Raw genomic sequence first — 14,411 nt, forward strand, 5'->3', positions numbered from 1 at the left:
AGCAAAAGGTGAGCTTTATGAAAAGAGTATGCGGACCCCCTCATACTCCTTTCACATTAACTCTATTAGGAGGTTTAGGCGCATGACATTTTGGCAGTTTGCATTTAAAAACGTGACGCGGAACGCCAGAGCTTATTTCGCCTATTTTGTAAGTAGTGCGTTTTCCATTGCAATTTTCTTCTCGTTTGCAGTTTATTTATTTCATCCTAAATTGCATATGACAGGCGTGAATGCTGCTCTGAACATATTAATGACAATCTCAGAAGTTGTCATTGTATTCTTTTCATTTTTCTTTTTACTATATTCAATCGGTACTTTCTTAAAAGTACGAAAAAAACAGTTCGGGATTTTAACAGTACTTGGCATATCTCCAAAGCAATTAAAGAGGCTCGTATTTCTAGAAAACATGCTAATTGGTGGCCTATCCATATTTTTCGGCATTCAATTTGGCCTTGTCTTTTCACAGTTCTTTTTATTAGTTACCGCCAAAATTACGCATGTGCCTGGTTTATATTTATATTGGTGGCCTACAGCTGCTATCATTTTAACTATAATTATCTTTCTTGGACTCTTCATTCTCGTATCATCTTTTACACCGATGCTAATCCGTACGAGAAAAGCTGTACGTCTTTTAAAAGAAGGAACAAAACAAAAAGAAAGAAAAGCATCTGTACTCATCTCTCTCTTTGGTGCGATATGTTTAATATCTGGATATGTTTTAGCAGCAAACCCACTATATTTTATGTCACTAGGAGATATCGCTGGGCTTTTGTACGCTGCCTCCTGTATATTTGTCATCCCATCACTTGCTGCAGCTGGGACATATTTTTTCTTCTCACAAATTAGCTTCTTACTCATTCGCATATTAAAGACGAGAAGAAAATTTTATATGAAACGTATTAATATGCTTTGGGTTTCTGATTTAGCAACTCGGATTCGGACAAATATTAACATGCTCTTTATCGTGACGATGTTATCGACACTCGCTTTTACAATGATTACATTCTTATATGGGTTTGGGAAATTCACAAAGTTTGATGAAATAAGGCAAAACCCTTTCCCGTTTACTTATTTATCACATACTGAAAATACGTTAGCTGATGAACATTTAAACTGGTTAGAGCAAAAATTTAATGAAGAGCACTTTACTTATACAAAATTTAAAACAGACATATATGAAGTATCTTCAGCAGAAGATAACGCGCAGCTCTATTATGCCATTAAACAAAGTGACTATAATGTACTTGCTAAAGCATTAAATTGGGAAACGCTCACCGTAAGTAATAATGAGTCTTATATCCTTATTAAAGACATAGATGATCAATTCATTGGAACAGTTTTTGATCAAGAAAAGAGAAATACTCTGACACTTACTCAAAATTCTTTACAGCTACAAGTGAAAGAATATAAAAGTTATAACCCTTTCCCGAATAGCTTAATATCACAACTTCTCGTATTATCTGATGAAAATGTAGAAGCCTTATCAACCGCTTCAAAACAGATGAGTCTATATAGCTTCAAAGTTCCAGATTGGGAAAAGGCACATAATATCGGTTCAGCATTTATAACAAAAATTGATACTGACAATGCAGCTATTCAGGCAGAACATCCACCGTTTCATGCAAGTGAAGCAAGCGATTCTCTATACAAAACAAAATTAAATGTTGCTTCGTTTTTCTTAATTGGTACTTTCCTAGGTGTTATTTTCTTTATCGGAGCTGGCAGTGTTCTTTACTTCCGTATGTATACAGATTTAACAAATGAGCAAGAAAAGTATATAACGATTACAAAAATCGGTTTAACAGAAGTCGAAATGAAGCAATCCGCTACAATTCAACTTGCGATTCTTTTCTTTGTTCCTTACATTATGGCATCGATCCATACGATGTTTGCGACAAAGATGTTACAAGAGATATTACATCTATCATTATTCGCTGAGATTACAGTTGTACTTGTAATCTTTGGAACGGTTGAAATTATCTTTTTCCTTTTAATTCGTTCCTTTTATATGCAAAAATTATCACAACATATTAAGTTTTAAAAATAGAAAGGTGATTATTATGGAAGAAGTATTACACATAAAAAACGTCTCAAAAGTGTATGAAGGAAAGGTCCCTCATACTGCTTTAAAAAATATAAATTTACATGTAGATAAAGGAGAATTTGTTGCTATCATGGGACCATCTGGTAGCGGTAAATCTACATTTTTAAACGTTATCTCTACAATTGACTCCCCTACTTCTGGTGATGTCGTGATTAATGGAAAAAAACCGCACACATTTCGTAGAGAGAAACTAGCTATTTTCCGCCGCCAAGAGTTAGGGTTTGTTTTTCAAAACTTTAACCTATTAGATACACTAACAATCGGTGAAAATATCGTACTCCCTTTAACGTTAGATAATGTTCCTTTAAAAGAAATGGACGAAAAGCTTGATAACATTTCAAAAAAGCTTGGAATTGATCATATTTTGGACAAGCGTATTTTTGAAGTTTCTGGAGGACAAGCGCAGCGTACTGCAGTAGCACGTGCTGTTATTCATCATCCTTCACTTCTACTTGCCGATGAACCGACAGGAAACTTAGATTCGAAAGCAGCAATTGATGTAATGGAGCTATTTACGAAATTAAATAAAGAAGAGGATGCCACAATTTTAATGGTTACTCATGATCCGTTTGCAGCAAGTTATTGTAACCGCGTTATTTTCATTAAAGATGGTGGGCTTTACAATGAATTACACCGCGGACTATATCGCGAGAAATTTTATCAAGAAATATTAGATGTTTTAGCATTATTAGGAGGAAGGCGTGGATGACGTTTTGGCAATTTGCATTTAAAAATGTCTCGCGTAATTCTAAAGCATATTTTGCTTATTTTGTAAGTAGTGCTTTTTCTATTATGGTTTTCTTTTCATTTACTGTATACGCGTATCATCCACGCTTACAAAATGTACAAAGCTTTCAAGAACGGGATCCTCTAATGAACTTAGCGAGTACAGCACAGCTTGTGATTGTTATGTTCTCGTTCTTCTTTCTCTTATATTCAATTGGAACATTTTTAAATGTACGGAAGCAGCAATTCGGGATACTCACGATTCTCGGTATCTCACAGAAACAATTAAAAAGACTGTTATTTACTGAAAACATGATAATCGGGATATTGTCCATCTTTATCGGTATACAAGGTGGCCTAGTGTTCTCTAATTTTTTCTTATTAGTCACTTCAAAATTAACAAGTGCGAAAGGTCTCTATTTATATTGGCCAACAGAAGCGATTATCGTGACAACCGTAACGTTTATCATTTTATTTTTAATCGTTTCTACATTTACACCTATGTTTATTCGGACTCGTAAAACAGTCCATCTTATTAAAGGGAACAAGAAAGTGACAGCCGAAAAAAGGCCGTCTATACTCATTTCGATATTTGCTTTAACTTGTTTAGGGTTATGTTATTATATTGCTGGTTATCCACAAGGCTACGTAACCGAAAAAAATGTGCAAAACGGATCTGTCTTCTTTATTATATTATCTATTTTGCCACTCGTAGTAGTCGGAACATATTTTTTCTTTTCACAAACATTTCTTCTTTTTATCTATATTTTAAAGAAACGTAGAAAGTTTTATTTGAAACAAATAAACATGTTATGGATTTCAGACTTAGTTGCTCGTACCCGTAGTAATATTAATGTACTCTTTATCGTTTCTATGCTATCTGCGCTTGCATTTACGATTATTATCGGACTATTTGCTGCGAATAATAATACAAAAGCGTCGATACTAGAGCGATATCCTATTCCCTTCACATACAAATTAGAAGGGGATCATTCCCTTGAACGAAAGCACGTTAATACTATTGAATCCGAACTTTCCAATGCTCATTTTCAATATAAAAAATATAAATTTACGCTTTTAAAAGATAATGCTTCAAAAGAAGAGATTGCAATTATGAAAATGAGTGATTATAACGAAATTGCTAAGCAGTTAAAGAGACCTACAATCACCCTTGATTCAAAAGAAGTTTACATTATTTCTGGCTATTCACCAGAGCTATTAAACCTTGTATCAAATCCATTTGTAAAACAAAATACAATTACGCTTGAATCCAATAAAAAGGAGTTTTATATAAAGGGATTTATTAACAAAGGAATAGCACCACCATTTGCATTAGCAAATTTAGTTATTATGCAAGATTATGCAATCGATACTATGATTCCTCATATTGAAACCATTACAGTTTATAACTACTTCGTGGATAATTGGGAAAATGCAATTATTCCAACGAAAAATATATTAAAAAGTATTAGTAATGACACCGAAAAATATTATGAGGCACATAAAGATGATAAGCATGCATCTCCCGTCCCTTTTAATATTTATACAGCTACTGATGAGTTACTCCATAATAAAGAAAATGCAGTTGCTCAATTCTTTATTTGGGCATTTCTTGGCTTTATCTTCTTTATCGGAGCGGCTAGCGTTTTATACTTCCGTATGTATAACGACTTAACGAATGAAAAACAAAAGTACATTACGATTACAAAACTGGGCTTAACTGAATCAGAAATGTTTCGCTCCGCAACGATTCAATTAGGAATTTTATTTTTCGTTCCTTACATCGTTGCTGGTGTTCACACGTTATTTGCGGTTAAGTTTTTACAAAGCATGTTTTCTTTCTCGTTACTAAAAGAGTTACTGATTGTACTCACCTTTTTCGGGATTATCGAGATTATTTTCTTTTTCTTAATCCGCTCTCTGTACATTAATAAATTATCACAGCATATAAAAATATGAATAAAATGGCCTTGTGCATATTGCACAAGGCCATTTTCAATAGTTTTTAATAATTAGCAGTATCCACCATAGCCGCCGCCATATCCACCATAACCGCCGTAACCACAACCACCGCCGCCTCCGCCGAAGCAGCTAGCACCGATGATAATTAATAAAATAAACAATACGATTAGAAGCGCAAAACCGCCGCCGCAGCCACGTCTACGGTCGCAATCATCATGTCTGCGGTTACAATCATCATGTCTGTGTTCACACTTTTCGCTCATTACTCTATTCCTCCTTTAGTATCATTCATAACAAGTTCAACTTGCTCTAAATGAGGGGATTCCATTTATATTATGTTTTCAGGGCAAATCGGAAGCTTGGCACTCCTAAAAACGGGCTTGTTTCATGAAAAGAGCCCCAACACAAAAAGAGGATACCTTTAAATAGGCACCCCCTTCTTCTAAACAAACATATTAAGTAAAAGCGCAAAGCCGAATGCAATAAATGATAACAATGTCTCCAGCACCGTCCACGTTTTAAACGTTTCTTTTACTGTCAAACCTAAATACTCTTTTACAAGCCAGAATCCTGCATCATTTACGTGAGAAAACATTAATGAACCTGCACCGGTTGCAATAACGAGTAATTCTAAATTTACACCAGACATGTGCTGAATAACCGGTGAAACAATTCCAGCTGCTGTCGTTAATGCTACAGTAGCTGAACCTGTTGCAATTCGGATTAATCCCGCTACCATGAACGCTAAGACGATTGGTGATAATGAAATATGTTCTGCCATTTGAGCGATGGCTGTTCCAACGCCGCTTTCAATTAATATTTGTTTAAATCCACCGCCTGCACCAATTATTAAAATAATGGAACCGACAGGTAGTAAACTTTCATCTGTTAATTTTTTAATCATCTTTTTATTAATTCCTTGTTTTATACCAAGCAAATAAAACGCTGCGAAACATGAAATAAGTAAAGCGATTACCGAACTTCCTACAAATACTAAAAATTCAGTTATTTTTTTCGGTAATGAAATATATGGTGCGACTACTGATAAAATCATTAAAACTACTGGTAATAAAATGATAAAGAATGAAGCTTTACGACTTGGCAAATCAGTAGATACTGTCGTAACTCGAACAAGCTCCGGTTCATTTTCAGGTATAACCCTCTTATGTACCCATTTTGCAAATACCGGTCCTGCGATAATTGCTGTTGGTAACGCGATAATTAATGAATACAATAGTACCTTTCCTAAATTCGCGTTATAAATCCCGATTGCTGTCATCGCACCTGGATGCGGCGGCACTAGCCCATGTACAATCGATAATCCAGCAATAACAGGTAACGCAATTAACAATATATTTTGTTTCGTTGTTTTTCGAATTGAAATAACAAGTGGTAATAAAATGACGATTCCCACTTCAAAAAATACTGGAATACCTATAACAAATCCGGCGAATAACATTGCCCAAGGTAATTTTTTCACCCCGAAGAATCGAATGAAGAAATCTGCTACTTGCATGCCAGCCCCTGAATCAGACATCATTTTCCCTAAAATTGTTCCGAGAGCCAAAATACCAACTAAATGCCCTAGTACACTACCAACACCAATTTCATAGGCAGTAACAATTTTGGTCAAGTTCAACCCAGACATAATAGCTAAAAATAGACTAGCAACTGTTAAACTAATAAATGCATGCCACTTCCACCACGATACCCCTAAAATAACAATTGCGATCGCAATTAACGTGACGATTAATAAGTATATATCCATATCCCATTCCCCTTCGATATGAAAATTTTTTACAGAAAAAGAGGGAATTAGTCCCTCTTCATTTTTTACACATCATAATTTACAACGTAATGCTGCATTTCCGTATTGTAGTAGCCTTCACTATATTCAATTACTTCGCCAACTTCATCGTAAGAATAGCGCATACGTTTTAATAACGCTGTTCCCTCTTTTTCTCCTAACGCTTCTGCAACGAAATTAGGCGCAAATCCAACAGCGAATTCATCTCTGAAGTTTTCTAAATGTATACCACGGTCCTCGACTAGATCATAAAGCGATTGTAAGTCAAAGTCCGCTAAGTCTGTACTTGCCATTTGTGCTGAGAAATAGTGCGTATAATGAATGTACGGAGTATCATTTAAAGCATATAGACGCTCAATACGAAAACTCTCTTTACCAAACAAACGAAATGGTACTGTTCCTTCTTCATTATGAACCACTTCTGCCTTTAGCAATTTCTTTTGTACTTTATAGCCTTCTTCCACTAACACTTCTGTAAATTTCTTTCCCTTTGAAAGCTTTGTCGCAGAAGTATTTCGAATGACTTTCGTTCCTTTACCACTTTTCTTTTCTAAATATCCTTCTTGAACGAGTTCTTTAATTGCGTTTCGCACTGTAATTTTACTCACTTTGAACTCTTCTTCTAATTGTGGTTCAGAAGGAATATTTGTATGAATGGCATAAACACCATGTAATATTCGATCACGAATAATATTTTTAATTTGTAAATATAATGGACCTCTTTTTCTCGTTACGTTCACCGTTACACCCACTACCTTTCTACATCACCTACTGATGCCGTCATTGCCCGAAGTATATCTTTCTCTGATGACATTGGCGTATCACCGACGATTGTATGTGCAAGCATTCCAGCTGCTGACGCAAATGAAACAGCTTTCTCTGGTGCAAACTCTTCTATCTCGCCATGAATAATTCCGCTCGTATAAGCATCTCCAGCACCTATTCTATCATATACAGAAAACGTAAGTGTTTTGGCAAAAGTGAACGTCCCATCTTTACATATGAATCCGCGAAGTGAGTGTGTATTATCGCTATTAATAGAACGATGCGTTCCCGCGATCGTAGCGATATTATATATTTCAGCGACTTTTGGAATAAGATCAACAAGCTGTGCTTCTCGCTCCGTCTCTTCTGTTTTCATTCCGAGAACAAACATCGCATCTTTTTCATTCATCATTACAATATCGGCAAGGCCTAGCATTTCTTCATAATGAGGTTTCGCCTGTTCATACCCATCTTCTCCCCAAAGCGACGGACGATAGTTGCAATCGAAAACGACAGTGCCTCCATTTTCTTTAACTGCCTTCGCCAAAGATTTCATATGATGGCGCACAGTATCATTCATCGCAAGGGTAATCCCGCAAAAATGAACGATATCAATTTCTTTTGCGATTTCTTCAAATTGGTACATCTCTTCACATGCCGTATTGAAACTACTTTCTAATCGGTTCGAATATGTAACGCGGCTTGCGCGTGCTCCAAATCCATTTTCTAAAAAGTACATACCAACATATTTACCGCCTCTTGAAACAAACGGTGCCTGAATGCCTAACTTTTGAATATGTGATACCGCAGCATCCCCAACAGAGTTTTCCGGTAAAGTTGAAATAAGAAAACCTTCATGACCTAGATGAGAAAGTGCTGCTGCAACGTTCACACCTGTACCTGAAAATGAGTAATTTAATGAGTTTGCTTGCGATAACAATTCATACCCTGGCACTTGCAGGCGCATCATTACTTCACCGAATGCTGCAATTTTCTTACGCATATTGATCAACTAACTTCTTCACGACTGCTAATAGCTCGCGTACATCTTCTGTTTTCGTATTACCAGTTTCTTTATCAATAATAGAAGAGTACACGTGCGGGATAACTTGCTCTACGTTTGCTTCTAATGCAATACGTACAATTGTTTCAAAGTTTTCTTTATCAATTCCGCCCGTTGGCTCTAATGCAAATCCTTCTTCCGCACAAGCTTTCGCAACTGCGCGATATTCTTCTTCATGAGCTAAGCCTTTCATTGGGAAGTATTTCAATGAATTCCCGCCCATATCACGTACAAGTGCGATTGCTGTTTTAATTGGAACGATTGCTTTTTCTTCCCCAGCCGCACTAATTGGGCCAGTAGAAATATTTACGTAACCTACTTTTCCTGTTGGTGATACTAAACTATTAATCCAGCTATCTTTGCCGCCAAGATTTGCGCGCGTCGCTCCTACTGAAGGGAATACTTGGTTAATATGACTACCAGGATAATGCTTCGCAATTTCAGCTACAACCGCTGCTTGGCGATTATCTCCTGCTCCAAGTCCAATTGATACAGCGTCATCAATTTCTTTTCCGTATGCTTTCATCGCAGTTACTGCTTCTTCTACTGTTGGATAATCTTTTGATAACACACCGACTACTACATAACCTTCTGCTGCTTCAAAAATGTCTTTCGCATTTCGGATATTGTTCGCTAATACATTTAATGCTACGCGGCCTTTATAAAAACGTTTTTGAATGTTTGTCATTTTAGTTTCCCCCTACAATTTCTCTCATTTTTTCTTCAATTACATGTATGTCATCACCTTGAAGTGGACGTGGATCGATATCAAAGAATCCTTGTCTTACTCCGTAATCACGTGTATAAATTGCGATTTCCCCTTCGCATAATGCTGTTACAACGTCTTTTGCTGATTTATTTAGCTCGTTCTCGTTAATATGAATACGTGCTCTAAAGATTGCTCTTCCTGCCTCATCTTGAACGACCGTTACATTTACACCATTTAATTCTTTTAGTGGCATAAGTACTTGTAATAACTCTTTTTCTTGTTCACTCTTATCTTCTTTTACTCCGTACTCATCAAGCGCTTGAAGTAAACCGAAAGTTGTTTCTTTCCCAACTTTCATACTCCTACCACTGCAATGTAATTGTACTTTCAGCCACTCGATATATTTTCGTTTACCGCCGACAATACCAGAAGTAGGTCCTTCAATTGCCTTTGAACCGCTATAAATGGCAAGGTCTGAATACTTCACATATTTTTGAATATCTTCTTCAGCTGCCGCATCGACGATAAGTGGTACGTTATTTCGCTGCGCAACTTCCCATGCTTCTTCAACAGAAATCATATTTTTTTGCACGGCATGATGGGATTTCACATAAAGAATAGCTGCTGTATTTTCGCCAATTGCATCTTCAATATGCTCCGCTTTCCCTTCATTTGCGTAACCGACTTCAACGAGCTTACCGCCGCCTAAATAAATCATCGTTTCAACAGGAGCACCGTATTGAACGTTATGACCTTTTAACATAATCACTTCGTTTTTCGCGATGACCTCTTGATGAAGTCGTTCACTCTTACGACGATTTCCTTCTGTAACAATACCAGCAATAGAAAGCGCAATTCCACTCGATGCTGAGTTCACAACGACCGCTGCCTCTGAATCTAAAATTCTCGCAATATGGTCTCCCGCTTTATCTACTAAATCGGCAATTTCCACATAATTTTGTCCACCATGTTTCATCGCATCCATCACTGTATTTGTCGGAGCGGATACACCTAAAATACTCATTCTACCGCTCGCATTAATCACTCTTTTTAATCCGTACTTAGCATTCAATGAATGACCCATTGATTACAACCCCTTTCGTATCAATTCTTCTTTCAGCAATGCGCTGATCCCCTTCTGAATCAATTAACGTAATCGGTTCATCTTTCACCGTAAATAAAGTTAAGTTTGCAATATCGCCTTCTTGAATACGACCAAGCTCTGGTTTTTTCAGCCACTCTGCCGCATTTTTCGTAACCGCATCAATTACTTCTTCTAGCGGATACCCTAAGTAAAGGAATTTCGAAAGAACGTGAGCCATACTGTAAACTGGACCGTGTATACGATTCTTCCGGTAAATGTCTGTACTAATTGTATTAAAGGCAATACCGTGACACTTCGCCGCTTCTGCTACTTTAAAAGAAAAACTAGCATTACCGTGACCAACATCTAAATGAACACCACGTTTCACTGCATCTAACAACACAGGTAGCGGTTTGTCTTCTTCATCAAATAAATTATTTTCTTTCCCGTTTAAGTAATGTGTAATGACATCATCTTTTTCTAAAAGAGGTACAACTTCCTCAATACGCGGAGGAGCTGAACCGATATGTACCATAATCGGCAATGATGTTTCACGAGATAAAGAGCGCGCTACGTGCAGCGGTTCAATTCCGCTATCACAAACGACACTTTTACTCATTCTCGCTTTTAATCCAACGATTACATCTTTATACTTTTCTACTGCATCTATTACTTTCTCTTTATCTATCCATTCCATATTGGATAATTCATCAATTCGTTTCAAACCGATGCGAGAAATATTTAAAAAGGCAAATAAATTCGTTTTTGCCTGTTCTCTACTTTGTACTAAATCTGCGATACGATCAGCTCCGCAGCTTCCCGCATCAACAATTGTCGTTACCCCTTGCTTAACGCCAATTTCATCTACCTCATCGCCATACGGATCAAACTCTGGAAAAGCATGAACGTGCAAATCAATCCATCCACTCGATACGTAAGTACCTGAGTAATCAAGAACCTTTCCACCCTCGCCAGCACCAGCTTTCGTCACCTGTGCAATTTTATTATTTTCAACTACAATGTCAATCTCTTCCCCGTTCACACGCTTCACATTACGTAGCACGAATCGTTCTGTCATTGTATTTCCACCCTTTTCTATAAGAAGCCATAAGAATACGCTTACATTAAAATTTCATTTTATATCTCTTTCACATATTTAGAGTATCACGAAAAAAAAGAAAAGTAAATATAACGTTATAATGTTTAATGGTAAATAAAAAAACAATCCACAAAATGTTGATAGTACAGGAAATTATATCAATGATTCGACAAGGAATATCGATTTACCGACAAAAAACGGCAATCTATTTCTTATATGCCAAAAGACTGACCCAAAACGGACCAGCCTTTTTCTCTATTCCTGAACCGTCACAATAACCCCGTCCATATTGTTCCCCGAAATTTCATACTGCTTATTCACCGGAACATTCACGTTCATACGATCTGAAACTTTATAATAAGAAACCGTATATTTCTTACCTTCAACCTCAGTTGAAACTTCTTTTTCCTCTTTTAAAAAGTCCAAATATTCCTCTAACGTAATCTTCTTTTTTTGCATAATTGCGCTATGTGGTAAGCCTACATAACGTATGTGCCACGGCTCATATTGAATGCCCGTAATATCACTTTTATTTTTCGGATAACGTAAAACAAATCCGTGCTTCCATACGTTCTCTTCAATCCATTTTCCTTCAGGAGCTTTCTCCATTTTCTTTTGAGTAGACCCAACGTCGAGTGATAACCCTAAATTATGTTCACTATATCCTGCTGGAAGTGCATAATCCGATCCCATTTCTTTATATAATTTACTTTGTTCTTGAAAATCTCGGTAACCGCTACTCATTAAGAAATGCTGTACTCCATCTTTCCCAGCTGCATCGACAACGTTCAAAAACTTTTTTACAACACCCTCTGATAAGCGAAGATTTCTATCAAATATTACATAGCCTCTTACTAATTCACTATTGTGATTTACATTGACAATATCGGACCTAACACTATCTTTTTTAACCGGGTAATCTTTATTAACTAATAGTAGATCCCCTTTATAAATTTGTTCCTTTGTGACCTCTATCTTTTCAGTGTTCGCGGCTTTTACTTTATTATCTTTTTCTGCAATTTTAACATCGATCTCCTTTTGAAATACTGGTGATATATAAAAGCCTACACATGCTGTACATATTATAAAAAAAGAAATAAATACCCACTTTTTCATTTCTAGTTCCTCCTTAACGTAACTTACGTATAGAATAGAAAAAACTATTAAAATAAAAAGTGGGGTAAAGTTTAAATTTTTATTAAATTGCTTTGCTCTCTTCTTTTGGTAATCTCACTTCAAATATCGTTCTAATTACGTTACTTTCAGCAGAGATTGTCCCATCATGCTGTTCGATAATATTTTTTGCGATAAATAGCCCAAGGCCTGTTCCGCCCTTTTGCTCTGACCTCGCCTTATCACCTGTATAAAACATATCAAATAAATATGGTAAATCTTCTTCTGGAATGCTATCGCCGTAATTAATAATTTGTACAACTACCTCTTCATGATCAATATATCCGTTCACATCAACAAACTTTCCATCGTATCCATAGCGAATCGCATTCGTTAAAAGATTTTCAAATACTCGAGCTAACAATTTCCCGTCACCGTTAATAGGTAAATGCGAATCCATATTCAATCTCGCTTCTAAACCTTTTTTTTCTAATAACGGATATAATTCTTCATCTAACTGTATAAGTAATTCACTTATATCAATTGATCTTTTTTCAATTTGCAACATGCCATAATTCATTCTCGTTATTTCAAATAATTCATCAATTAAGATTTCAAGCCTTTCGGATTTCGTAAAAGCAATTGTAGAAAAATGTTTAATTTGTTCCTTCGTCAAATTCTCATCTTTAAGAATTAAATCTAAATACCCTAAAACAGATGTTAGCGGCGTTCTTAAATCATGAGCTAAGTTGACAATGAGCTGATCTTTACTACTTTCCGCAAAGTCTCCTCGTTCAACCGCTTCTTTTAATTTTTCACTCGCTACATTAATTTCGCGTGCGATATATCCAAACTCATCATTTGATGAAACACGAACTTGATTTGAAAAATCTCCGTTCGCAAGATGATGAATCCCGTTCGAAATCTCATCAAAATATTTTAAATACGGTCTAGTAAGGAAGAAGAAAAACATAATGGACAGAGGAATAAATACAATTAAAAAGAAATTAATGTCCCCAATTTGTCTTACCATTGAACGAAATTGGGCTAAAGGATCCTCATAACGAACTGCTAATTTATAATAGAGACGTAGCCCCTCATAAATTAAATACGTTACGCCACCAGCTAATATCATACTTAACGCAAATAGCATAATCATCTTCGAGCGAAAGCTTCTCATCGTTTTAGCCATTGAAAGTATAACCTACCCCCCACACTGTTTTTATTAACTTATCCTTTCTTTTATCTTCCCCAAGCTTTTTTCGCAAAGTACGGATATGTACCATAACTGTATTTCCACTTTCGTAATACCCTTCAGCCCATACTTGCTGAAAAATATTTTCCACACTGTACACTTTCTTCGGATGACTTGCTAATACATATAAAATATCAAATTCTTTTGGTGTTAATTCAATCGGCTCTCCGTACACATTTACTGTTCTTCGCTCAGGATCAATAGCGACTCCGCCTATTTCTAAAGCAGATTTATTCTCCGCTACTTTCGGCTGATTTAACGTAAGAAATCTACGCAGTTGTGCATTTACACGTGCAACTAATTCAATCGGTGTGAAAGGCTTTGTCATATAATCATCTGCGCCTAATACAAGACCTGTCACTTTATCAAAATCAGATGTTTTCGCACTTAAGAAAATGATTGGCATGTGGTGCTTGCCGCGAATCTGCCTCGTCACTTCATATCCATCCATTTTCGGCATCATAATATCTAAAACCACTAAGTCAATTGGCTGCGTTTGAATAATATGCATGGCTTCTTCTCCATCAGCTGCTTTAACGACGTGGTAACCCTCTTTTTCTAAATGTATCTCAATTAAATCAGCAATTTCCGCTTCATCATCAGCTATTAAAATTGAAATGCGCTTCATTTTAGTCCCCCTACTTTATTCTGTTTTCATACGCTCGATTTTAAACTAGTCTATCCAATTTGTACAATAAGAAAAGGCTACTCATAAGAGTAACCT

13 protein-coding genes are annotated in these 14,411 nt (G+C 36.3%); 3 read left to right on the forward strand and 10 right to left on the reverse strand.

Features of this window, described 5'->3' with window-relative positions:
* Positions 1–82 precede the first annotated feature (82 nt).
* Genes NSQ08_RS22905 through NSQ08_RS22915 form a run of 3 tightly spaced genes read left to right on the forward strand, consistent with a single transcriptional unit; the run spans position 83 to position 4,789 of the window.
* Positions 83–2,041, forward strand: coding sequence for an FtsX-like permease family protein (locus NSQ08_RS22905; protein WP_340779026.1), 1,959 nt, complete (start codon positions 83–85; stop codon positions 2,039–2,041).
* Positions 2,042–2,060: 19 nt separating this feature from the next.
* A complete protein-coding gene (locus tag NSQ08_RS22910; RefSeq protein ID WP_000393251.1) occupies positions 2,061–2,813 on the forward strand; it encodes an ABC transporter ATP-binding protein in 753 nt (250 codons plus the stop codon).
* Positions 2,810–4,789 carry an FtsX-like permease family protein gene (locus NSQ08_RS22915; RefSeq protein WP_002143552.1) on the forward strand — a complete coding sequence of 660 codons (1,980 nt, stop codon included), beginning with the start codon at positions 2,810–2,812 and terminating at the stop codon, positions 4,787–4,789. Before NSQ08_RS22910 ends, NSQ08_RS22915 begins: the two co-directional genes overlap by 4 nt.
* 53 nt (positions 4,790–4,842) lie before the next feature.
* Here the strand turns inward: NSQ08_RS22915 and NSQ08_RS22920 are convergent, their stop codons facing one another.
* The 10 genes from NSQ08_RS22920 to NSQ08_RS22965 form a co-directional block, all read right to left on the reverse strand.
* The gene (locus NSQ08_RS22920; protein WP_002129632.1) at positions 4,843–5,055 is read right to left on the reverse strand and encodes a YjcZ family sporulation protein; all 213 of its coding nucleotides are present in this window, start codon (positions 5,053–5,055) and stop codon (positions 4,843–4,845) included.
* Positions 5,056–5,234: 179 nt separating this feature from the next.
* Positions 5,235–6,560, reverse strand: a complete 1,326-nt coding sequence (gene gntP, locus NSQ08_RS22925; protein ID WP_340779028.1) for a gluconate permease GntP — start codon at positions 6,558–6,560, stop codon at positions 5,235–5,237.
* 65 nt (positions 6,561–6,625) lie between these two features.
* Positions 6,626–7,351 (reverse strand): GntR family transcriptional regulator, encoded by a 726-nt coding sequence (locus tag NSQ08_RS22930; RefSeq protein ID WP_002015828.1) that lies wholly within the window; start codon positions 7,349–7,351, stop codon positions 6,626–6,628.
* Positions 7,351–8,367 (reverse strand): sugar kinase, encoded by a 1,017-nt coding sequence (locus NSQ08_RS22935; protein ID WP_002191029.1) that lies wholly within the window; start codon positions 8,365–8,367, stop codon positions 7,351–7,353. Before NSQ08_RS22935 ends, NSQ08_RS22930 begins: the two co-directional genes overlap by 1 nt.
* Complete coding sequence (gene dagF / locus NSQ08_RS22940; protein ID WP_000181936.1) at positions 8,360–9,115, reverse strand: 2-dehydro-3-deoxy-phosphogluconate aldolase; 756 nt, start codon at positions 9,113–9,115, stop codon at positions 8,360–8,362. The genes NSQ08_RS22935 and dagF overlap by 8 nt, the downstream gene beginning before the upstream one ends.
* Before the next feature lies 1 nt (position 9,116).
* Positions 9,117–10,220, reverse strand: a complete 1,104-nt coding sequence (locus tag NSQ08_RS22945; RefSeq protein ID WP_240381028.1) for a DgaE family pyridoxal phosphate-dependent ammonia lyase — start codon at positions 10,218–10,220, stop codon at positions 9,117–9,119.
* Positions 10,198–11,298, reverse strand: a complete 1,101-nt coding sequence (locus NSQ08_RS22950) for an amidohydrolase/deacetylase family metallohydrolase (protein ID WP_240381029.1) — start codon at positions 11,296–11,298, stop codon at positions 10,198–10,200. Before NSQ08_RS22950 ends, NSQ08_RS22945 begins: the two co-directional genes overlap by 23 nt.
* A 276-nt stretch (positions 11,299–11,574) precedes the next feature.
* Positions 11,575–12,435 (reverse strand): M15 family metallopeptidase, encoded by an 861-nt coding sequence (locus NSQ08_RS22955; RefSeq protein WP_340779037.1) that lies wholly within the window; start codon positions 12,433–12,435, stop codon positions 11,575–11,577.
* Between the two features lie 82 nt (positions 12,436–12,517).
* The gene (locus tag NSQ08_RS22960) at positions 12,518–13,624 is read right to left on the reverse strand and encodes a sensor histidine kinase (protein WP_002143562.1); all 1,107 of its coding nucleotides are present in this window, start codon (positions 13,622–13,624) and stop codon (positions 12,518–12,520) included.
* Positions 13,617–14,315, reverse strand: coding sequence for a response regulator transcription factor (locus tag NSQ08_RS22965; protein WP_002015820.1), 699 nt, complete (start codon positions 14,313–14,315; stop codon positions 13,617–13,619). The genes NSQ08_RS22960 and NSQ08_RS22965 overlap by 8 nt, the downstream gene beginning before the upstream one ends.
* Positions 14,316–14,411 lie beyond the last annotated feature (96 nt).

The sequence above is a fragment of the Bacillus sp. FSL E2-8887 genome (assembly GCF_038007205.1).
In the GTDB taxonomy this organism is placed as follows: Bacteria; Bacillota; Bacilli; order Bacillales; family Bacillaceae_G; genus Bacillus_A; species Bacillus_A mycoides.